Origin of the sequence: Rouxiella chamberiensis, from assembly GCF_026967475.1 — a bacterium.
GTDB classification, from domain to species: Bacteria; Pseudomonadota; Gammaproteobacteria; order Enterobacterales; family Enterobacteriaceae; genus Rouxiella; species Rouxiella chamberiensis.
Map to the genome: position 1 here is coordinate 2,998,543 of NZ_CP114058.1, position 22,878 is coordinate 3,021,420.

Annotated in this window: 10 protein-coding genes and 4 pseudogenes; 3 read left to right on the forward strand and 11 right to left on the reverse strand. The window is 54.3% G+C overall.

Annotated elements, in window-relative coordinates; genetic code table 11:
- Positions 1–157 precede the first annotated feature (157 nt).
- A pseudogene (locus O1V66_RS13980) lies at positions 158–1,197 on the forward strand (aminopeptidase).
- A gap of 33 nt (positions 1,198–1,230) precedes the next feature.
- Here O1V66_RS13980 and O1V66_RS13985 read toward each other — a convergent pair.
- From O1V66_RS13985 to O1V66_RS14000, 4 genes and pseudogenes are all read right to left on the reverse strand, one after another.
- Positions 1,231–1,965, reverse strand: a complete 735-nt coding sequence (locus O1V66_RS13985; protein ID WP_045048559.1) for a phosphoadenylyl-sulfate reductase — start codon at positions 1,963–1,965, stop codon at positions 1,231–1,233.
- 11 nt (positions 1,966–1,976) lie between these two features.
- Positions 1,977–3,692: an assimilatory sulfite reductase (NADPH) hemoprotein subunit gene (gene cysI, locus O1V66_RS13990; protein ID WP_045048616.1), complete on the reverse strand. Its 1,716-nt coding sequence runs from the start codon at positions 3,690–3,692 to the stop codon at positions 1,977–1,979.
- A 14-nt stretch (positions 3,693–3,706) separates the two neighbouring features.
- Positions 3,707–5,510: pseudogene (gene cysJ / locus O1V66_RS13995) on the reverse strand (NADPH-dependent assimilatory sulfite reductase flavoprotein subunit).
- A gap of 317 nt (positions 5,511–5,827) precedes the next feature.
- Complete coding sequence (locus tag O1V66_RS14000) at positions 5,828–6,820, reverse strand: hypothetical protein (protein WP_269127779.1); 993 nt, start codon at positions 6,818–6,820, stop codon at positions 5,828–5,830.
- Between the two features lie 169 nt (positions 6,821–6,989).
- On the opposite strand from O1V66_RS14000, the gene queD reads away from it, so the two are divergent.
- Complete coding sequence (gene queD / locus O1V66_RS14005; RefSeq protein WP_045048557.1) at positions 6,990–7,349, forward strand: 6-carboxytetrahydropterin synthase QueD; 360 nt, start codon at positions 6,990–6,992, stop codon at positions 7,347–7,349.
- Positions 7,350–7,636: 287 nt separating this feature from the next.
- Here queD and queE read toward each other — a convergent pair.
- The 7 genes and pseudogenes from queE to O1V66_RS14040 all read right to left on the reverse strand — a co-directional run bounded on the left by queE (position 7,637) and on the right by O1V66_RS14040 (position 19,718).
- Positions 7,637–8,307, reverse strand: a pseudogene (gene queE / locus O1V66_RS14010) (7-carboxy-7-deazaguanine synthase QueE).
- 94 nt (positions 8,308–8,401) lie between these two features.
- Entirely contained in the window at positions 8,402–12,847 is a 4,446-nt protein-coding gene (locus O1V66_RS14015; RefSeq protein ID WP_045048555.1) for a hypothetical protein, read from the reverse strand.
- Between the two features lie 308 nt (positions 12,848–13,155).
- Positions 13,156–14,451 (reverse strand): phosphopyruvate hydratase, encoded by a 1,296-nt coding sequence (eno, locus tag O1V66_RS14020; protein ID WP_045048554.1) that lies wholly within the window; start codon positions 14,449–14,451, stop codon positions 13,156–13,158.
- Between the two features lie 84 nt (positions 14,452–14,535).
- Entirely contained in the window at positions 14,536–16,173 is a 1,638-nt protein-coding gene (gene pyrG / locus O1V66_RS14025; protein WP_045048553.1) for a glutamine hydrolyzing CTP synthase, read from the reverse strand.
- 371 nt (positions 16,174–16,544) lie between these two features.
- Positions 16,545–17,342, reverse strand: a pseudogene (gene mazG / locus O1V66_RS14030) (nucleoside triphosphate pyrophosphohydrolase); the annotation flags it as partial.
- Positions 17,343–17,473: 131 nt separating this feature from the next.
- A complete protein-coding gene (relA, locus tag O1V66_RS14035; RefSeq protein ID WP_414058485.1) occupies positions 17,474–19,240 on the reverse strand; it encodes a GTP diphosphokinase in 1,767 nt (588 codons plus the stop codon).
- Complete coding sequence (locus tag O1V66_RS14040) at positions 19,122–19,718, reverse strand: HD domain-containing protein (RefSeq protein WP_269127783.1); 597 nt, start codon at positions 19,716–19,718, stop codon at positions 19,122–19,124. The genes relA and O1V66_RS14040 overlap by 119 nt, the downstream gene beginning before the upstream one ends.
- Positions 19,719–20,068: 350 nt before the next feature.
- On the opposite strand from O1V66_RS14040, the gene barA reads away from it, so the two are divergent.
- Positions 20,069–22,846 (forward strand): two-component sensor histidine kinase BarA, encoded by a 2,778-nt coding sequence (barA, locus tag O1V66_RS14045; RefSeq protein WP_045048550.1) that lies wholly within the window; start codon positions 20,069–20,071, stop codon positions 22,844–22,846.
- Positions 22,847–22,878 lie beyond the last annotated feature (32 nt).

Below are 22,878 nucleotides of genomic sequence, written 5' to 3' on the forward strand. Positions count from 1 at the left end.
CGCTAGCCGGATGAAATGACGAAATGGAATGATTAGTTCCAATATGGAATATAGGGCTTTCTTTTTGCCATTTTGAGAAAAGGGTAAATTGTGAAATTTGTTCTCAACTCGCATACTGCTGCCAGACAAATAAAGAATGATAATAAGGACTTTTCGTATGTTTTCTTTTCGCCACACGCTGCGCTCGGCATTTATCCTGTCGCTGAGCGGACTTTGCGCGGGCAATGCCTTAAGCCAAAATATTGATAACCCGCCTCTTGGGCAAATCGCCGAACAGCAAACGCGACATATCGCGACCTATTTTCCCGGCCGTATGGCGGGCAGTCCGGCCGAGATTATTGCCGCCGATTATCTGAATCAGCGCCTGCAAAAATGGGGTATCAAAGCCGCCTGCATGCCTTTGATGCCCAATTTCTTTACACAAGCCAGGACAAGCGCCAAAACTGGCACAGCGTGCATGCCACGTCGGTGATTGCCGAACGCACGGGTGACGTGCCTCAGCAAATCGTGGTGATGGCGCATTTTGATACCTATCTGCCGCAAAGCGATGCCGACTCCGATCGCAATCTTGGCGGCCTTACCTTGCAAGGCGTGGATGACAATGCCTCGGGCGTCGGGGCCATGCTTGAGCTTGCCGAGCGCATGAGCAAGGTCAAGACGCACTACAGCCTGCGCTTTGTGGCGCTGAGCGCACAGGAAACCGGCGAACAGGGCGCGAAAGACTACCTTGCCCAGCTGAGTCCGCTCGAGAAAAAACGCACGCTGCTGGTCATCCATCTCAATTCGCTGGTGGTCGGCGATCGCCTGTATTTCAACAGCGGCGTCAACACCTCGCCGGTGGTGGCCAAGCTTTCACGTGACAAGGCGTTAAGCATCGCACGTCGTCTGGGCATTGCCGCAACGCGCAGTCCGTCTGGCACCAGTTGCTGCGAAGGCGTGAAAACGCTGGACAGCGCGCACATTCCCCTGCTGCTGGTCTCGGCCAGCGACTGGCGACTGGGCAGAAAAGACGGTCAGCAACAGCGCGCTGTCAGCGCCCATTTTCCGCTCGGCACCAGCCGTCATCAGGGGCAAATCGACAACTTGCAGTATCTTGACCGCTATTTGCCGGGCCGTCTGGCAAGGCGCGAAAAAGACAGTGTCAGAGTTCTGCTGCCGCTTCTGAAAACGCTGGCCAATCCTCCGGCCGATGCCTAAACGCATTTCCCCGCCTTGAGAGCGGGGAAATTATCAGCCTTCGTGCAGCCCGCACTCGCGCTTCAGGCCGAAGAAGCGCGTCTCTTCTTCCGACATGCCCTCTTCCCATTTGCGGGTGGTATGCGTATCGCCCACCGACAGATAGCCCTGATCCCACAACGGGTGATAGCTAAGTCCATGCTCTTTCAGATACTGGAAGATCTGCCGGTTATCCCAATCGATAATCGGCAGAATTTTGAACACGCCCCGCTGTACCGCCAGAACAGGCAGATTCGCGCGGCTGCCGGACTGTTCACGACGCAATCCGGCAAACCAGGTCTGCGCACCTAAAGATTCGAGCGCGCGGTTCATCGGTTCAACCTTATTAATCAGATTATACTTTTCGATGCCCTCGACGCCCTGCTCCCACAGCTTGCCATAACGCGCTTCCTGCCACGCCGCCGACTGCTCGGCGCGGAAAACCTTGAGATTCAGGTCAAGCTGCTCGGTGAGCGAATCGATAAACTGATAGGTTTCCGGAAACAGGTAGCCGGTATCGGTAAGAATAACCGGAATATCGGATTTCTGACGGGTGACCAGATGCAGACACACCGCCGCCTGAATGCCGAAGCTGGACGACAGGGTAAACTCGCCCGGCAGATTTTCCAGCGCCCAGCTCACGCGATCCTGCGCGGAAAGTTTTTCCAGCTGGCCGTTAACTTCGGCCAGCGCCAATGCCTGCCCGGATTTGGGCAGCGCATTCAGTTCTGTAAGGGAGAGTGTCGTCATATCGCCTCCTGTCAGTCGTAAAAGTCGCGGGCGGGATCCAGCACCGGACGAATAATGCCTGCGCGGATCACGTAATCACCAAAGCCTTCGTCGGCTTCGCGCTCATTGGCCCAGCGACCGACCAGCTCGTCGATAATCGCCAGAATCTCGACATCGCTGATATTTTCGCGGTACATACGCGGAATGCGCGTACCGGCACGGTTGCCGCCAAGATGCAGGTTGTAGCGGTTCATCGCCTTGCCCACCAGACCGATTTCGGCCAGCAGCGCGCGGCCACAGCCGTTGGGACAGCCGGTGACACGCAGAACGATGTGCTCTTTGCCGACGCCGTGCCGATGCATTATCTCTTCCACCCGCGTAACAAACTCCGGCAGGAAGCGCTCGGCTTCGGCCATCGCCAGCGGGCAGGTCGGATAAGACACGCAGGCCATCGAGTTCTTGCGCTGCTCGGTGACACCGTCGTCAATCAGGCCGTGGTTGCGGGCCAGCGTTTCGATACGGTCTTTGTCTTTTTCGGCCACCCCGGCCACTATCAGATTCTGGTTGGCGGTCAGGCGGAAATCGCCTTTGTGGATACGCGCAATCTCGGCCAGCCCCGTTTTCAGCGGACGGCCCGGATAATCCAGAATACGGCCATTTTCGATAAACAGGGTCAGGTGCCATTGGTTATCGATGCCTTTAACCCAGCCGATGCGGTCACCGCGGCCGGTGAATTCGTAAGGGCGCACCTCGGCAAAGGTGATACCGGCACGCTTCTCGACTTCCGCCTTGAAAGTTTCGACGCCGACGCGCTCGAGAGTGTATTTGGTTTTCGCATTCTTGCGGTTGGTGCGGTTGCCCCAGTCGCGTTGCGTGGTGACCACGGCTTCCGCCACGGCCAGCGTATTTTCCAGCGGAATGAAGCCTAAATCGCTTGCGGTACGCGCGTAGGTTGCCTTGTCGCCGTGCGCGATGGACAGTCCGCCGCCCACCAGCACGTTGAAGCCTACCAGCTTGCCGTTATCGGCAATGGCCACGAAGTTCAGGTCATTGGCGTGCAGGTCCACATCGTTTTGCGGCGGGATAACAACGGTCGTCTTGAATTTACGCGGCAAATAGGTCGGGCCAAGAATCGGCTCTTCGTCGGTGGTTTCGACCTTTTCCTGATCCAGCCACACTTCGGCATAGGCACGGGTGCGCGGCAACAGGTGCTCGGAGAGTTTCTTCGCCCACTGCCAGGCTTCGAGGTGCAGCTCTGATTCAACCGGGTTCGAGGTACAAAGTACGTTGCGGTTTACATCGTTGGCGGTGGCGAGCGCATCCAGACCCAGCTTGTTCAAGAGCTGATGCACCGGTTTGACGTTCGGTTTCAGAATGCCGTGGAACTGGAAAGTCTGACGGTTGGTAATGCGAATACTGCCGTACAGTGTGCTCTCTTCGGCAAACTTGTCGATACCGAGCCACTGTTCAGGCGTCATCACCCCGCCCGGAAGACGGCAGCGCAGCATCATCGCGTGGCGAGGTTCAAGCTTCTGCTCGGCGCGCTCGGCACGGATATCGCGGTCATCCTGCTGGTACATGCCGTGGAAACGGATAAGCAGGAAGTTGTCGCCGTTGAAGCCGCCGGTCAGACCATCGGTCAAGTCTTCCGTAATCGTGCCGCGCAGAAAGTTACTCTCTTTCTTCAGACGTTCGGCGTCGGTCAGCTTGCCTTCGACGACCAGTGGGCCAGGATGTTTTTCGCTCATAATTTCATTGCTCATTAATAGACATCTCGCTGATAACGACGATCCATACGCAGGTCACTCAGATATTCATCGGCGGCTTCCAGATCCATGCCACCGTATTCGGCAATCACTTCAAGCAAAGCCTGCTCGACATCTTTCGCCATGCGATTCGCGTCGCCACAAACATATACGTGTGCGCCTTCCTGCAACCATGCCCAGACTTCGCTGCCCTTGGCGCGCAGTTTGTCCTGAACATAGACTTTTTCCGCCTGATCGCGTGACCACGCCAGATCGATATGGGTCAGCAGGCCGTCTTTCACGTAGCGCTGCCATTCGACCTGATACAGGAAGTCATCGGTAAAGTGCGGATTACCGAAGAACAGCCAGTTTTTGCCGCTTGCGCCGTCGTTGTCGCGCTGCTGCATAAAGGCACGGAACGGCGCGATGCCGGTGCCAGGCCCAATCATGATGACCGGCGCGTCAGGATCGGCCGGTAGACGGAAGTTATCATTGTGCTCGATGAACACGCGCACTTCGCCGTCTTCCTCCAGTCTGTCGGCCAGATAACCGGAGGCACCGCCGGTACGCGCACGTCCGTCGATGTCATAACGCACCACGCCCACGGTAATGTGCACTTCCGTTTCCGTCTCCGCCTGCGAGGACGCAATCGAGTACAGGCGCGGCGTCAGCGGGCGCAGCAGGTCAATAAGCTGTTGCGGTTGCAGCTCGGTCGGCGCACGGCGGACCATGTCGACGAACCGGCGTGTTCTGGGCAAAATGCTGCAACGCGCTCTTGTCGGTAATCAACGCCAAAAGGTCGGCATCGCGACATACGGCGGCATATTTGTCGACGATGACGGTCGTGTTCTGCGTCAGCTCGATGTGATGCTGCAACGCTTCGCTCAGCGGCAGCGTCTTGCCGTGAACGTCGACCGGCTCGTCGCCTTTCAGCCAGAGCAGTTCAACCAGTTCTTTCACCAGCAGCGGATCGTTTTCAAACCACACGCCCAGCGCATCGCCCGGCTGGTAACGCAGACCCGAGTCACCCAGATCGATTTCGATATGTCGCACGTCCTTGTCGGAATCGCGCCCCGTGACCTTCTGATTCACGGACAGCAAGGCGGTCAGCGGTTGCTCTTTACTGTAGGGGCTGCTGTCGAGCTGGTTGACGTTACCGGCAATCGTGGCCGCCTGCGCCACCGGCGACTCGGCAGGAATGCGTTTTTTCAGTACCTCGACGACCTGGGTACACCACGCCGCAGCCTGCTCCTGATACTCGACGTCGGCATCGACGCGGTCCAGCAGACGCTCGCCGCCCAACTCGCCCAGACGCGCATCAAAATCCTTGCCCGCCTGACAGAAGAATTCATAGGACGTATCGCCCAGACCAAATACCGCAAAAGCCGTATCGGCCATGTTCGGCGCTTTTTTGGACATCAGGAACTTGTGCAGCGCCACCGCCTCTTCTGCGGGTTCACCTTCGCCCTGCGTCGAGGCGACGACGACCAGCAGTTTTTCCTGCGCAATCTGTTTGAACTTGTAGTCACCGGCATTCACCAGGTTAACGTTAAGTTTAGCGGCAACCAGCGCATCGCGCAGTTGTTCGGCCAGACGGCGCGCATTGCCGGTCTGCGAGGCAGAAATCAGAGTAACGGACGCTGCCGCGGCAACGGGTGCAGGCGCTGCTACTGCGCCCGGCTGCTGGTTGGTCAATCCCCAGAAATAGCCTGAAAGCCAGGCCAACTGGGTCGGCGAATAGTCACCAATTGCCGATTGCAGCCGTGACATTTGCTCCGGGGATAATGGGAGCAAAGAAGTAGGAGGTGCCTGAGTCGTCATCGCGGTACGAATTCCCTTATTGCATAAGCCTGTATCAAACGGACTGTTTATTCGGAAAGAGTGGAGAGCGTGTAAGGTTAACCAGCCGAATCATAACAATTAAATAAGTGATGGGAATATTAAATAACCATAATAACTAAGTGTTTTTTCCGGTAAAACCTATCGATAAAACTGTTAAAGCCTCAGTTATAGGCTACTGAAATCACTAAGAAAAAAAGAGGCGGTTTTTGAAGGGGTTATTCGGGGAGAGCTAAATGAGAAAGCCCCGCATTTGCGAGGCTGAAAATATCTTGATGCCGATGAGCTGACCTTCCCTGTCAGGGATTAAACTCGTGATGCTGCTCGAAACGCGCGAACTGTCCGGCGGCATAAATCGACATTTTACTGCCGCTGTGCCCTATGTCCGGCAACGCAACGAAATGCCAGTTGAAGGGCATATGGTTCTGCTCGGCCTGCTGCTGCGAGGTCGTGAAGAAGTTTTCCGCACGTTCGAGCCGGTTGCTGCCCTGCGCCATCGCCCCTTTGGAATGGCGCAGCTGACGGTTTTCAGGATCATCGTCATTGGCACCTACCGCAATCAAGACAGGTTTTGCAAAATAGGCGGCGAGCTGACTCTGGCTCACTTTTATCGGCGAGGCGCGCAACCCATAGGGCCAGCGCTGATCCGTATCGGGCAGCGTCCACCAGCCTGCTGCCGCGCAGATAGCCGCCTTGACCTGCGGCTGTGGGAGCAGGGTCAGCGCGCGATGTACAAACTGGCAGCCCGCACTGTTGCCAAACAGATAATATTGCGACTGCGACGTGATGCCCTGCTGGTGCATGGCGAGGAAGATGTCATTGACCAGCGTAAAACTCCACTGCGCCTTCGGCAGGCGGTGATGCGTTTTCGGGTCCTGAATATTTCCCAGATTGTAGCCGTAACTGCCCTGGAAATCCTGATCGGTAAAACGTGGCACCACAATGCGGAAATGATACTGATCGGCCACTTTTATCCAGTCGTTGCGATAGGTCGAAGCATTGCGATCCACGCCCGTCATGACCATGATGACCGGCGAATTTGCATCGGTTCCGGCAGGCTGATAGGTAAAGACTTCGAGCGGTTTTTTATTGCCGCCAGCAGGATAGTAAAAACTGCCTGTACCGTCGGCCAGTGTCTTGATGTCGAGACTTATCGGCCTGGACGCCACCTTCGGCGACGCGCCTTTCACCGCCGCTGAACTTACTGTCGCCGCACCTACCGGCAAACCTTCGGCATTTGCCGTCGCAGTTAAACACAGCATCAATGCGGCCCAACGCAGCGCTCTAATCATTCACTATCTCAATAGGTTAGTATGCAACGCCTCACTTTAAGGGAAGGAGTGATGCCGAGTAAAGGAGGAAAAGCGCAATATCTGTCTATTCATAGAGCAGATAACTCATGGCTTAACGGGCCAGTTTCCGTTAATATGCCGCGTTTTTTGCAGTCAACGAGACAGTGTCATGACCACTACATTATTTAAAGATTTTATGTTCGAAGCCGCTCATCACCTGCCTCATGTTCCAGAAGGGCATAAATGTGGCCGCCTGCATGGGCACTCTTTTGCCGTGCGTCTTGAGATTACCGGTGACGTGGATCCGCATACCGGCTGGGTAATGGATTTTGCCGAACTGAAAGCCGCCTTTGCGCCAACGCTCGACAGCCTGGACCACTATTATCTCAACGATATTCCCGGTCTGGAAAACCCGACCAGCGAAGTGCTGGCCAAGTGGATCTGGGACAAGATGAAACCTCAGCTTCCCCTGCTGAGCGCGGTACGTATCAAAGAAACCTGCACCGCCGGCTGCGTCTATCGCGGCTGATCCGGTATTGCCCTCGCAATAGACTCGGATCGAATTCTTGTGGGGCAATCTTCTTCGTTCTTGACGCGAGCGTGTCGAGGACGAAGAGGGATAGCCAACGCCTTTCTAAAAGTTATTCACGCAAATCTTCAACGTCATCCGTATTGCCCTGCAGAGGCGATAATTGCATTCTCAATGCTATAAATGCTGTGGCTTGGCGGCAAGCGCGTGGGTCCCGATGCGCTGACATTCGTCGGCAATTTGGGCGAGCGACGCCAACCAAGTCACAGTGATAAGAGCAAAGAGGATTAGGCGATATTGAGATACTTATGTGTCTGCATGGAAAGCCGCCAATTTTTGGCAATACAGGTTGCAATACACAGCTTGGTCGCTTCTTCTTTCTGGCTGATTGGCTGTAACGCGATGATGCGCGACTTGTCGTCTGACAGGGTTGCCAGCAGGGCTTCAAGCGCATCGATATCGCGTTGACGGGCGACCGGATGCTTTATCTCGTCGGCGCGTTGCAATGCCTGCGGCAGAATGTCGTAACCGCCGCGCATGTTCACCTTCGGCGATACTGTCACCCAGGTTTTAGCCGAACAGCGAATTTCGTGCGTGCCGCTGGTTTCAATCTGGCAGCTGTAGCCGCGAGCTTCCAGCAGTTCGGTCAGCGGCTGCAAATCATAAATACACGGCTCGCCGCCGGTAATCACGATGTGGTTGGCCGTCCATCCCTGATTCTGAATGACCTGATGAAGTTGCTCGGCGCTGGCATTACCCCACGCGTCGGTTTCTTCGGTTTTGACCAGGATACGCTGCATATCGACTTCACGATCGGCGAATTTTTCCCAGGTGTGTTTCGTGTCGCACCAGCTGCACCCTACCGGGCAACCTTGCAAACGAATAAAAATAGCCGGCACGCCGGTAAAAAGCCTTCCCCTTGCAGGGTTTCAAACATTTCGTTAATCGGGTACTGCATCTGTATCTCAAATTTTAAGGAGCCAGCGCACATTATCGCAGACATAATGCGTTGCGCCAAACCTATCACGCCACGCAACCTGACGTTTTTTCACTCAGCGGGCCTGCGTTGTTCTCGCCGTTTGCCGCATGTTACCGGGCGGCTGTATTTCGCGGTGAGTCTGGTGTTGGCGGTTGAACTGCTGCAACCGCTGAAGATCCTGCTCAAGCCCCTTGTTTTTTAACGTATTCACCTGCTGATTAATCATTTCGGTGCGATAGGCCAGCCGTTCGAGCTCTTGCGCCGCATCATTGTGGGTTCGCCGATCGAGTGCCTGTTCGATAATTTTATTGATATCCTGCGCTTTTTCGGGCGGCACTTTTTGATCCCTCAGCCTGCCAAGCCGTCTGGCCAACACCTGAAGGGCGTCATCTTCATCGTTAAGGTTTTTCAACCGACGATCTACGACCTCCAGCTGCGCCAACCTTTTCGACAAGCTGTCTCGATAGCTTTCTGTTTGTTGCAACCCATGATATCGAGGCTCCGAGGACGATGAGGTGTTTTTGGGCTGCGTCACGAGAGGCAGCATCTCCGTCATTAAAAACGAGACAACATTACCAGGCGCGGTGGGTTCGACCGCAAGATTCATCGCCCGTCGCCTTTCGTTTTCCTGCCTCTCAAATATGCTGTCTTTCTCTTGCGAAGCACGGGAAGCCTGCGCCGTGATCCGCCGGTAATCGGCCAGCACGTCCGACAGTCGAGCGGTAAACTCCAGCAGGGAAGCCCGCTGCGGTTGCCGTGCAAAGTGACGGGTCTGCCCAGCATTGAGCGGGCGCGCCGCGAGGTGTTTCTCCTGACGGCCAAGCCGTAGATATTCGGCCGAAAGAGAAGATTCCAGCGCGCGTTGCCCGTCAAGCATGCGCTCGAGCAACGGTGCCTGCAACGCGGCCAATGCGCTCTGGTCAGAGGCTTTAAGGGCAACACGGCTCTTTTTATGCAGCGAGGCAATCTGGCGTTCGTCGTCGAGAAGCTGGTGACGCGACAGCAACGCAATGATTTGCTGCGCCTGACCGGATAAAGCATGAGGGGTTCGTGACCAGTCTTGTCGGGCCTCATGTTTAATGCGATTAAAACCATCACGGCGGGATTGCATCACCGTACGCGGATGCGCGAAATCATGGGTGCGGGTATTCAGAAATTGTTTCAATTCGCGTTGCGAGCCTTCTGCCACACCCGCCGCAAGCATCACATGAATAAACTGCACGCTGGTCGAATACTGGCCATGATTAATCAGGGCCAGCGCACGAGTGCCGGGCGAACTTTCCCACGGCGAATGCTCGAGAGTCAGCGCATAAACCTCTTTGGACGTCAGCGCCTGCGCGGAAAAGAGCTGGTGGATAAGCGTGAAGTAATAAGACAGCAGTTGATCGACACACAGTCGATACCCTCGAACAGTGGCCAGCTTCGCGCCCATACCGCTGTTGCGAATTAACACATCGGCCGCCTGACGCGGCGATTGGGTTGCCGTTCGGGCGGCGGCCAGAAGCATCTCATAGGCCGCCATGAGTGACAGTGCACGGGTATGAAAATCCAGCGCGGCGTGTTCGGCCATGAGCGCAAGCTGCAGGGCCTGTTGTGGTGCTTTGACCAGGGTGTCATGCGGCGCGACGCTTTGACGTTGCCCCCTTACAGAGGCGGCAACGACCACGCTCGTCGCCGCACTTTTATGTTGCCGACCAGCATGGCCGGTAATGCCGGACGATGACGCGCCGTCGTTATTAGGATCGTCATCCCGCTTGCGTTTAAAGCGGGCCTGATGCTTCAAGGCTGCGTAACTCTCGGGTATGGAAAGCGATGTCTCTACTGCCGCCTTGGCGCTATCCGCCACGGTATCAGGCTTTTGCGCAAAATCGGCGACCTGCCGGACCAGCGCCAGAAATGCCTGCCTTTTTTGCTGATCGACGGCGATGGCCGCCCCAGGAGCGGGAGCATTTTTATCATCCAGAGCAATACAGTCTTGCAGCAGTTCAAGATTGCTGACTCCGCCATGTCGAGGAACCACCACTACCCGTCCGGCAATAGAGTGCGCGGGTTGCGGCAGGCTGATGAGAAATAGCGAGTCGGGCATGATATTGATATAGGTGTCAGGCAGTGTTGCCGGTGTATAGACGCGCTCACCGGCTGGATTGAAATAATGGCTAAAATTGGTCTTGATGAAGCCCTTCCCGATGGCGATATTTTTGGCCAGCGCCAACGCACGGAACAACGCCGGTTCGCAGAGCCCATTGACGATATCAAAGGCTTCGTTGGGACAATTCTCGAGCTTTTGCGCCAACTGCCCGTCTCTTGCCACGCTGACCAGCAACGTCTCCCAGTCTGCCAGAGGTGAATAGTCTTCGCCGTGTTCATCGTACATGCGGTTGGCAATCACCAAGATGGCGTCTTTATATTCCGTGACCAGCAGATAGACAAGCTGGTTATCGGTGAGCGACAAGCCGTTGATTTGCTGAAAAATCCTGTGGCTGTAATCAAGAAGAACGCCAAGAGGATGCCGCCCCTGCAACGGCTCTTCGATTTCTCGCCCAACATAGACCAGCGTGTCTATCAGCGCAAAACGATCGGCGTCGTGATCCAGCCTGGGATTGGGTAAAAGAGGAAAAGCCTGAAGCAAGGTGCTGTCATGGAGATTATTCATCCAGCGAATATCGAGAGAGCCGGTATGGGTAATTTCATGCATGGCGGTGCAACTGTAGAGTCCGATACAGGAAAGCCGCGTATTGGAAAGGCTTTTATCGGCCAGCCAGTTTTCAATCTGCGCCAGACTTAATCCTCGGGGTCCGTAAGGCAGTCCCTCAAGGCTCATTTCGGAGACGGGGAAATCATCGCCGATAATCAATGGCGCGGCAGGCATTTCTTCAAGCAGAATTGCGAGGCGCTCACGACGCGAATCCAATAATGTGTCGATGATATGTGGATAGGCATAATGCCCTGCTGAAAACAGCTTTTGTTCATCTTCATGCACGATGCTTTTTTCTTGAAGCAGGAGAGAATTATTAACCGTGTTCTCCAGCAGTTTCAGCAGCGGTAATCTTTTAAGAAAGCGGATTTCGAGCAGCCTCAGCAGCCGGTTGGCAATGACTTCATCTTCTTGCGCATTGCCCCGCTCAAGCAGCGCCTCGAGGGGCGTCTGGTAGTCATAGTTGTCGGGATGATAATCGTCACCGTGCTGCGCCAGCGTGTTGTCACGCATATGATGATCGCCGATTTCCGCCGGAAGATAATGACGCACGCGGTCAACAAGATGGGCAAACTCGTTCTTTACCTTGCCGATCAGTGCAGGCGCGATGACTTGTGTCAGATTGCCCGCATGGCCTTCGAGCTGGATCTGATTAATCGCTTCATTAAGGGCATGGCTCTTTACCCCGACCAGCGCATAAAAATCGATCATCAGTGCCAACTGCGCATCATGCAATGCGCTGCCCAACTGAAGTGAGGACATGCCCTTTACCGAAATAAGTTTAAGGACATCCTGATTTAACAGGGAAATAAGCAGAGACTCAGGATCAACTTCATTTTCGCCGTTCAGCGCATCGATATTCTTTAATTTAAGAATATCTTCACTTTTCTCAAGTCGGGTGCGTAATTCATGCAGGCGGTAATTATTGACGACCGCATTCTGCGGGTCAGGTTCATTCGCATTAATCAGCCTGATAAGCGATTCTATGCGCTCTTTATTTTCGACCACGATAAAATGGCTGGCAATCTCTCTGATGCGTTTTTTCTGCTGTAAGGTAAAGGGATGCGTGCCGACCGAGTCTCTAATATTGTGAAGTTCGGTAATAAGCAGGCAGAGGGTTTCGGATAATATTTTCTCTTTGATGGCGGGAAAGGCGCTATCCAGCGTCGCCCATTGATTTTCAATGTTATTAAACGCAATGGCGAACCGCGAGATAGCGTCCGTACCGCCGTCGTAGTCTTGAAAATGTGCGTTAACATGACTGGCCGCCAGATGACGGTATTGCGCACAAGAACGATCGTCACCATGCAGAGCCTGAGAAATCACCCGAAAAAAGCTGTCTCCGTCAAACGAGGAGAACGGCCGAGTTGCATCATCAATCAAACTGTAATGTTCATAATGCGGCGTGCAAAACCGTTGCAGCGTGACTGTGCGGCGGGCATGTTTGTCACCGATGCTGCGATGCCCCAAAGGCTCGCGAAACAGAATGTGAATGTTCAGGGCGTCAGCCAGCGCGGGTATCGCGATGTCTGCGATTTCACGGCTCCAGCGGCCCGGCGTGCGAAGGGTATCGACAAGGCGTTGGTGGTGATTGTTCTGCGTTAAACTTCCTGTGGCGAGGCTTTCGGCAGACGATGTTTCCCCGGGCGCGCCATCAGTAAAAAGGGGAGAGTCCGCCGTTCTGGCGTAAAAACTTTGTGGCTGCAAGGGAGAACCCATCACGCCCGCCAAATATTCAGGCGCAGCGATATTTTCATCAGCCGCGATAATCGCGTTGGCGGACTGCACCGGCGTCGATATTGGAATAGTAGTATGTTCCGACATTCTCTTTCCTTTTAAACCGACAAGCCTTTTTTAAATAAAAATTTAAACACCCATTTATTTAACCGGGCAATATTCTGGGCGCACAAGATTCTTACCCAGAATAAAAAAAGATTAACAGGCATAATAAGGCGTTTTATAGCTGCACTTTCTGCAAGACAGTCTACCCACTGCGAACGCTTATTCTATAAGAGAACGATTAAGTGAATATTCTAAAAGGTTAAGACGATGAGTCGATTTTTTTATTTTCGGCACGTGACGGGCATAAAAAAACCCGCCGAAGCGGGTTTTATAAAGCAAGGGGGCAGAAATTACTGACCTTTAACTTCTTTCAGACCGTTGAACGGTGCCGCATTACCCAGCGCTTCTTCGATACGAATCAGCTGGTTGTATTTAGCCACACGGTCAGAACGGCTCATAGAACCGGTTTTGATCTGGCCTGCTGCGGTACCCACAGCCAGGTCAGCAATAGTGGCATCTTCAGTTTCGCCTGAACGGTGAGAGATGACTGCGGTATAACCGGCATCTTTCGCCATCTTGATAGCCGCCAGAGTTTCGGTCAGAGAACCGATCTGGTTGAACTTGATAAGGATGGAGTTGGCAATACCTTTATCGATACCTTCTTTCAGAATCTTGGTGTTGGTCACGAACAGGTCGTCACCTACCAGCTGGATTTTGTCGCCCAGAACTTTAGTCTGGTAAGCGAAACCATCCCAGTCAGATTCGTCCAGACCGTCTTCGATGGAAACGATAGGATACTGCTTGGTCAGGTCTTCCAGGAAGTGGGTGAACTCTTCGGAAGTGAAGGATTTGTTGCCTTCGCCAGCCAGCACGTATTTACCGTCTTTGTAGAATTCGGAAGCCGCACAGTCCATCGCCAGAGTGATGTCCTTGCCCAGCTCATAGCCTGCCGCTTTCACCGCTTCTGCGATAACAGCCAGGGCTTCGGCGTTGGAACCCAGGTTAGGCGCATAGCCGCCTTCGTCACCGACAGCAGTTCCCATACCTTTGGATTTCAGAACTTTAGCCAGAGTGTGGAAAACTTCGGAGCCCATACGTACGGCTTCTTTCAGCGTTTTCGCGCCAACAGGCTGGATCATGAACTCTTGAATGTCGACGTTGTTGTCGGCGTGCTCACCGCCGTTGATGATGTTCATCATAGGCAGTGGCATGGAATATTTGCCCGGCGTGCCGTTCAGTTCCGCAATATGTGCGTACAGTGGCAAACCTTTAGAGGCAGCAGCAGCTTTAGCAGCAGCCAAAGAAACCGCCAGAATCGCGTTGGCACCAAACTTGGATTTGTTTTCGGTACCGTCGAGCTCAATCATTACCTTGTCGATATTGGCCTGGTCTTTAGCGTCTTTGCCGGTCAGTGCCTGAGCGATAGGGCCGTTAACCGCAGCAACCGCTTTAGTTACGCCTTTACCCAGAAAACGAGATTTATCACCGTCACGCAATTCCAGAGCTTCGCGGGAACCCGTCGATGCACCTGATGGTGCAGCAGCCAGACCTACGAAACCGCCTTCCAGATGAACTTCAGCTTCTACGGTCGGGTTACCACGGGAGTCGATGATTTCACGACCGAGCACTTTAACGATTTTGGACATTAGGATTTCCTCAGTACAAGTTAAATTAAAGCTGCAGACTCCATGATGCGCCGCACTCCGGCAGCGCATCGCGGGTCTTGTATTTTATTTTACCTGACGCTTCTGATACTCACCGGCAGCCTTCACAAAGCCTGCAAACAACGGATGACCATCACGCGGCGTTGACGTAAATTCTGGATGGAACTGGCAAGCCACATACCACGGATGGTTTGGCAGCTCGATAATTTCCACCAGTTGCTTATCGCCAGAGCGACCTGCAACGCGTAAACCCGCGGCTTCGATAGGTTTCAGCAGCATGTTGTTTACTTCGTAGCGGTGACGATGACGTTCAACTATCGTTGGCTCGCCGTACATCTGACGAACCAGGCTACCTTCGGTCAGGTGACATTGTTGTCCACCTACACGCATGGTACCGCCTAAATCACTGTCTTCGGAACGTACTTCGACGTTGCCGTTTTCATCGCGCCATTCGGTGATAAGTGCCACAACCGGGAACTTGCAGTCCGGCACGAACTCGGTGGAGTTCGCATCTTCCATGCCGACCACGTTGCGGGCAAATTCCATCAGCGCAACCTGCATACCCAGACAAATGCCGAGGTAAGGAATGTTGTTCTCACGCGCGTAACGCGCAGTCATCAACTTGCCTTCTACGCCGCGATAACCGAAACCGCCCGGGATCAGGATAGCATCCAGATCTTTCAGCATTTCGACGCCGCGGGTTTCTACATCCTGCGAATCGATGAGCTTGATGTTCACGCTCAGGCGATTTTTCAGGCCGGCGTGCTTCAGGGCTTCGATAACCGATTTGTAGGCATCCGGCAGTTCGGTATATTTACCGACCATACCAATGTTCACTTCGCCGCCCGGGTTGGCTTCTTCGTAGATAACCTGTTCCCATTCGGCCAGATCGGCTTCTTTGCACTCAAGGCTGAATCGTTTACAAATATAGTCGTCAAGGCCCTGAGATTTCAAGAGCGCAGGAATTCTATAAATGGAATCAACGTCTTTCAGAGAAATAACCGCTTTCTCGGGCACGTTGCAGAACAGGGCGATTTTCGCACGCTCGTTGGCAGGAACCGCACGGTCCGAACGGCAGATAAGCACGTCTGGCTGGATACCGATAGACAGCAGTTCTTTCACGGAGTGCTGGGTTGGCTTGGTTTTGACTTCACCCGCGGCCGCCATGTAAGGCACCAGCGTCAGGTGCATATACAGCGTGTGCTCACGGCCCACGTCAACCGCCATCTGGCGAATCGCTTCGAGGAAAGGCAGGGATTCGATATCACCTACGGTACCGCCGATTTCGACCAGAACGACGTCATGGCCTTCGCCGCCTTCAATGATGCGCTCTTTGATGGCATTGGTGATGTGCGGGATAACCTGAATGGTCGCGCCGAGATAGTCGCCACGGCGCTCTTTGCGCAGGACGTCGGAGTAGATACGACCGGTAGTGAAGTTGTTGCGACGGGTCATTTTGGTGCGAATGAAACGTTCGTAGTGACCCAGATCGAGATCGGTTTCGGCCCCATCTTCGGTAACGAAGACTTCACCATGCTGGGTTGGGCTCATGGTACCCGGATCCACGTTGATGTAGGGATCGAGTTTCATGATGGTAACGTTCAAACCACGGGCTTCGAGAATAGCCGCCAATGAGGCTGCGGCAATGCCTTTACCCAGAGAGGATACGACCCCGCCGGTCACAAAAATATAATTAGTTGTCATGCTGAACCTGAGAGGTTAGGTTTAAAGACGATGGAATAACCAAGACGGGAAAGCAGTATACCCGAACCTTTAGTGCGCCACAAACGATCGTTTTATTCTCTTCACCTGTCGACCCTCCGGCAACCCCTCGCCTGTACACTTTGGGTCTTAACATGGCAAATCCCTTATAAAACAATTATGTAATCACAAAAATTTGATTTTTTAGCCGCTTGGGCTGCAAAAAAGGCCATATATTTCAATTTATTAACTTTTTGTTGCCTCACCGTAAACTCGTCAGTCAGCGCTAGACTAACAGTCATGTTGAACGGTGTTTTGATATCGATCACCGCAATGCAAAGTTTATTTAATCTCGCTGGTTTCTGCGCAGACTTTTCCTGCTGCTTAACCTGCTGCCATGCCTCTTCCATCTGCTCAAGCGTAGCGTCTTCCATTTTCAGACCGGCATCACGGATGATAAGTTCAACCTGACGAAAACGGCGTTCGAATTTTTTATTCGCCGCCTGAAGCGCTCCTTCGGCCTTGTGCCCGAGATGGCGGGAAAGATTCACCGTCGCAAACAGCATATCGCCGATTTCTTCGCCGAGCTTTTCCTGATCGACCACCGCCTGTTTGGCCTCGTACATCACTTCGTCGATTTCTTCATAGACTTTGTCGAGCACAGGCCCGAGCGTAGTCCAGTCGAAGCCGACATTGGCGCAGCGTTTTTGAATCTTGTGCGCTTTCATCAGCGCAGGAAGGTTGCCCGGAATATCGTCCAGCGCGGAGTAAAGCGCCTTGTCGGCCCGCTCCTGAATCTTGCCCTTCTCCCAGTCGACCAGCACCTGCTCTTTGTCTTTGACCGTTTCGCCGCCCTGCGGATTGAAAATGTGCGGATGCCGATGCTCGAGTTTGTCGCTGATGGCCGTGCAGATATCGTCGAAATCGAACAGCCCCTGCTCGCTGGCCATTTGGGCATAAAACACGACCTGGAACAGCAGATCGCCGAGTTCACCGCGCAGATCGTCGAAATCTTTGCGCTCGATGGCATCCAGCACTTCATAGGTTTCTTCGAGCGTATAGGGCGCGATGGTCTCAAAACTCTGGGCTTTGTCCCACGGGCAGCCCGTGGCGGGATCACGCAAGGTTTTCATGATTCCAAGGAGGCGTTGCAGCGGGAGGGAAGAATTCATCAGGCTTTCCATAAGTTTATTATTACATCTGTATTCAAATTAATTGACGTTGCCGACTGAACATCATCTTTGAGTTTGACGTTGCAGCACAGAGTTTGCTGTATGTGCTGCAACGTCAGTGACGCGGGAAATCAGCTCCCGTGCAGACGTTTGGCTTCAATGACGTCCGGCAGCTGGTTCAGTTTGGCGATAACCCGGCTCAATACCTGCGGGTTGTAAATTTCGATGTCCATGTCGATGGTCGCCAGCATGTTTTTAGTGTCGCTGCGGCTGGCAACGCCCAGCACGTTGACCTTTTCGTTCGCCAGAATGGTCGTGATGTCACGCAGTAGCCCACTCCTGTCATTGGCGACCACGCGCAGCACCAGCGAATAGCCGCTGGAATAGCTTTCGCCCCACACCGCATCAACGATACGCTCGGGCGCGTGGGATTTGAGGTCTTCAAGCTGATCGCAATCGGCACGGTGAATGGAAATACCGCGCCCCTGCGTAATGAAGCCGATTATCTCGTCGCCCGGAATCGGCTGGCAGCAGCGGGCAATGTGGTGCATCAGGTTGCCCACGCCTTCGACCACCACGCGGCCATTCTCTTTCGAACCGGTGCGTGCCGGTGCGCGAGTCGATTTCTGCGTCAGCTGACGCAGCGCTTCTTCGTCGAGTTCTTCCGCACTCGGCTTTTTCAGCTGCGATTGCAGGTAGTTCGCCATCTGGTTCAGGCGAATATCGCCGTTGCCAATCGCCGCCAGCAGTTCGTCGAGCGAGTTGAAGTTGTAGCGCGGCAGCAACAGCTTCTCGGCGTCTTTCAGGCTGATATCCAGTCTGTCCAGCTCGTCGTCGAGGATCTGTTTACCGGCAATGATATTCTTGTCGCGATCCTGCTTGCGGAACCAGTTCTGGATCTTCGAACGGCCCCGGCTGGTGGTGATATAGCCCAGACTCGGATTCAGCCAGTCGCGGCTCGGGTTCGGATGCTTCTGGGTAATAACCTCGATCTGGTCGCCCATCTGCAACTGATAGGTGAACGGCACAATGCGGCCACCGATTTTGGCACCGATGCAGCGGTGTCCGACATCGCTGTGAATGTGATAGGCGAAGTCCAGCGGCGTGGAGCCGGTCGGTAAATCGACCACGTCGCCTTTTGGCGTAAACACATAAACGCGATCGTCGAAGACCTGACTGCGCACTTCGTCGAGCATTTCGCCCGAATCGGCCATCTCTTCCTGCCACGCAATCAGCTTGCGCAGCCAGGCGATACGCCCTTCGTAGCCGCCGCTGCGGCCACCCACCACGGCCGTGCCCTCTTTGTATTTCCAGTGTGCCGCAACGCCCAGTTCGGCATCTTCATGCATCTGGCGGGTGCGGATCTGGACTTCAAGGGTTTTGCCGCGCGGGCCAAGCACTACCGTATGAATAGACTGGTAACCGTTGGGTTTCGGGTTGGCGACATAATCGTCAAACTCGTCGGGCAGATGGCGGAAATGGGTATGCACGATGCCAAGCGCAGCGTAGCAGTCCTGAAGACGCTCGACCACCACGCGAACGGCACGCACGTCAAACAGCTCGTCAAAGGAGAGCGATTTTTTCTGCATCTTGCGCCAGATGCTGTAGATATGTTTCGGACGGCCATACACATCGACTTTAATGCCCTCTTCCGCCATCGCGTTGCGCACGGTGGAAACAAAGTCGTCGATGTACTGTGCACGGTCGATACGGCGCTCGTGCAGCAGTTTGGCAATCCGCTTGTATTCGTCGGGATGCAGATAACGGAAGCAGAAATCCTCAAGCTCCCATTTCAGCTGACCGATTCCCAGCCGGTTGGCGAGCGGCGCATAGATATTGGTACACTCTTTGGCCGCCAGCACGCGCTCTTCTTCGGGCGCATCCTTGACTTCCCGCAGGTGGGCGATACGTTTCTGCAAGCTTCAGCACCACGCAGCGGAAATCTTCGACCATCGCCAGCAGCATGCGGCGAACGTTGTCGACCTGTTCGGAGGCCATGGAGTCGTTTTGGGTCGCCTTGAGCTGGCGGATGGCGTCCATGTCGCGCACGCCGTGAACCAGATAGGTTATTTCCTTGCCGAAATCTTTGGTCAGCGTATTTTCGTCGATGACGTCGTCGTCAACCAGCGGGAACAGCAGGGCCGCCCGCATGCTGTCGTTGTCCATGCTGAGCGTGGAGAGGATTTCGACCATCTCCAGACCGCGCCACAGCAGCAGCGAGGCATTGGGATGCCCCTGAGTATGTTGTTCGCAGTAGCGCCAGGTTGCAGCTAAACGCTCACATGATTCCTGACTGGAGATGCCTAAAGTCGTGATCCACTCGTCAAGCGCAAATTCGCCAGCCGTATTCAAATGTGCACTTCGTACCGCAACCATAACCTCTCCCTACGTTTCTGGTATACCCATCGCGCCTAACTGTCACTCCCCAAGGTGGGTATCGACCTGGTGTTATCTTGCCCATTCGCCACCAGCGTGGCAACTCCTTCCACCTCGGCTGCCTGCATAATAATGCGAATAATTGATATCCGGCACTTAGACGCGTGGTGCTACAGAGAGTAGAATTGGGACAGTATTCCCGCAAGCGGGTTCATAATTATCCCGCGCGTTTGCTGCAAAAGTTACCGTTTTAAGAAAACTTCTATTACTTTGGGTAGCATTGACTTTGCATAGCTATGAACCTTTCTGCATAGCTTTGCGCGCCGCCAATTCTCCCACATTGGAACCTCATGACCAAATATAGCCTGCGGGCAAGAATGATGATTTTAATTCTGGCCCCCACGTTGATGATGGGGTTGCTGCTCAGCACCTTTTTTGTCGTGCATCGCTACAACGAGCTGCAAAACCAGCTGATTGATTCAGGCACCAGCATTATAGAGCCTTTGGCGGTAGCCAGTGAATACGGAATGACCTATCGCGAGCGGGCGCCCATTACGCGGCTGATTAACCGCCTGCACCGCACGCATTCGGAAATCGTGCGCGCCATCAGCGTGTACGACGGCAACAACGTGCTTTTTACGTCATCAAACCCTCTGCGTGATCCGGGCATATTGCGGGTCGAAGCCGGTATGCCGCTGCCGCAGGATCTCACGCAGCAGCGCTCGGGTGATTCTCTGATTCTGCGCACGCCCATTCTTGCCGAAAACCACACCGCCGCCGATGACAGCACCTTTCAGGAAATGTCGGACCATAATCTTGGCTACATCGCCGTCGAGCTGGACCTCGGGTCGGTAAGATTGCAGCAGTATCAGGAGGCGTTTATCTCGACTCTGCTTCTGCTGCTGTGCCTGGGCATCGCGACCCTGTTTGCCTACCGACTGGTGCGCGACGTTACCGGGCCTATCCGCAACATGGTCAATACCGTAGACCGCATCCGGCGCGGTCAGCTCGACAGCCGCGTGGAAGGCAATATGCTCGGTGAACTGAGTATGCTGAAAAACGGCATCAATTCGATGGCGATGTCGTTGACCGCCTATCACGAAGAGGTGCAGCAAAATATCGATCAAGCCACCTCGGATCTGCGCGAAACGCTGGAGCAGATGGAGATTCAGAACGTCGAGCTGGATCTGGCCAAGAAGCGCGCGCAGGAAGCCGCGCGTATCAAGTCCGAGTTTCTGGCCAATATGTCCCATGAGTTGCGCACCCCGCTTAACGGCGTCATCGGTTTTACCCGTCAAACCCTGAAAACGCCGCTGTCACCGACGCAATCGGACTATTTGCAAACTATCGAGCGCTCGGCCAACAACCTGCTTACCATCATCAATGATGTGCTGGACTTCTCAAAGCTTGAAGCCGGTAAACTGGTGCTGGAGCACATTCCGTTTTCGCTGCGTGAAATGCTCGACGAGGTAGTGATTCTCCTCGCGCATAGCGCGCACGACAAAGGGCTGGAGCTGACGATCAATGTGCACAATAATGTGCCGGAACAAGTGCTTGGCGATCCCATGCGCCTTCAGCAAGTGGTGACCAACTTACTCGGTAATGCGATTAAATTCACCGAAAACGGCAACATTGATATCAATGTGGAATTGCGCTCGCAAAACAATTTGCAAGTCGAACTGGAGATGCAGATTCATGACACGGGTATCGGCATTTCCGAACATCAGCAGTCGCAACTGTTTCAGGCGTTTCGCCAGGCCGATGCCAGCATTACCCGTCGCCACGGCGGGACCGGCCTCGGGCTGGTAATTACGCAGCGGCTGGTAAAAGAGATGGGCGGCGACATCAGCTTCTATAGCCAACTCGGAAGAGGTTCAACCTTCTGGTTCCACATCACATTGGAATTAAACGAAAATCACCCCCGGCTGCCGGTGTCGATGAGCTGTCTGGAGGGCAAAAAGCTGGCCTATATCGAAGCCAATCCTACCGCCAGCAAAGCCGTCAACGAGATACTCGCGACCACGCCTGCCGAGGTGATTCACCGCACCAGTCAGGCGCTGCTGCCCGACGAGCATTTTGATCTCATCATTTACGGCATGCCTATCCTGCTCAATCATCACCTTCATGATTACGAAGAACGGCTGCAACAGCTTTTGGGGCGCTGCCACCGGTTGATTCTAGCGCTGCCGAGCCAATTCCAGATTTCCGCCGAGCAGCTGAAATACAAGGGCGTGTATGCCTGTCTCAGTAAGCCGCTGTCCAGCGTGCGCCTGATGCCTTACCTGCTTGAAGAGCCGATAGTTGCCGGTGCGGGCGAAGATACGCGTCGTGGCCAGCGACTGCCGATGACGGTAATGGCGGTCGATGACAATCCCGCCAATCTGAAACTTATCGGCGCGCTGCTTGAAGAACTGGTCGATACGACTCTGCTGTGCCACAGCGGAGAAGAAGCCATCGAGCTCGCGAAGAACGTGGGTATGGATCTGATTCTTATGGATATTCAGATGCCAAAAATCGATGGTATTCGCACCAGCGAGCTGATTCGTCAGTTGCCGCACCACAGCAAAACGCCGATAGTTGCGGTGACTGCGCACTCGCTAAGCGGAGAGCGGGAGCACTTCGTCAAGGCGGGCATGGAGGATTATCTGTCGAAACCTATCGATGAGGCGATGCTCAAGGTTCTGCTGGCACGTCATCACTCCTCGCAGGCGCTGCCGCCTTACACGGCGGAGCCGGTGCGGGAAAAGGAGGGGGATCCGGCGTCGCTGAAATCGCTGGACTGGCCGCTGGCCCTGCGTCAATCCGCCAACAAAGAGGCGCTGGCCAAGGATCTGCTGCAAATGCTGATCGATTTTCTCCCCGAAGTCAGCGCACGCGTCGATGCCATTATTCAGGGCGAGCAAGACGACGAGATTCTTGCCCTGATCCACAAATTGCACGGCAGTTGTAGCTACAGCGGGGTTCCGCGTTTAAAGCAGCACTGTTTTTACCTCGAGCAGCAATTGCGCAAAAACGTGCCTCTAGAGGCGCTGGAGCCGGAATGGTTCGAGCTTCAGGATGAAATCGGCAACGTGATCCGCGAGGCTCGCGCGCATCTTCAGCGCAACCTCGCCTCGACGGCACACTAACGTTGTGCTGCGAAAAGACCCCGCCTTCGCAG

Bases quoted from the DNA above. Each gene is read 5' to 3' on its own strand.
- O1V66_RS14015 (WP_045048555.1), bottom strand. From the start codon at position 12,847: ATGTCGGAACATACTACTATTCCAATATCGACGCCGGTGCAGTCCGCC.
- cysI (WP_045048616.1), bottom strand. From the start codon at position 3,692: ATGAGCGAAAAACATCCTGGCCCACTGGTCGTCGAAGGCAAGCTGACC.
- queD (WP_045048557.1), top strand. From the start codon at position 6,990: ATGACCACTACATTATTTAAAGATTTTATGTTCGAAGCCGCTCATCAC.
- O1V66_RS14040 (WP_269127783.1), bottom strand. From the start codon at position 19,718: ATGGTTGCGGTACGAAGTGCACATTTGAATACGGCTGGCGAATTTGCG.
- eno (WP_045048554.1), bottom strand. From the start codon at position 14,451: ATGTCCAAAATCGTTAAAGTGCTCGGTCGTGAAATCATCGACTCCCGT.
- O1V66_RS14000 (WP_269127779.1), bottom strand. From the start codon at position 6,820: ATGATTAGAGCGCTGCGTTGGGCCGCATTGATGCTGTGTTTAACTGCG.
- O1V66_RS13985 (WP_045048559.1), bottom strand. From the start codon at position 1,965: ATGACGACACTCTCCCTTACAGAACTGAATGCGCTGCCCAAATCCGGG.
- pyrG (WP_045048553.1), bottom strand. From the start codon at position 16,173: ATGACAACTAATTATATTTTTGTGACCGGCGGGGTCGTATCCTCTCTG.
- barA (WP_045048550.1), top strand. From the start codon at position 20,069: ATGACCAAATATAGCCTGCGGGCAAGAATGATGATTTTAATTCTGGCC.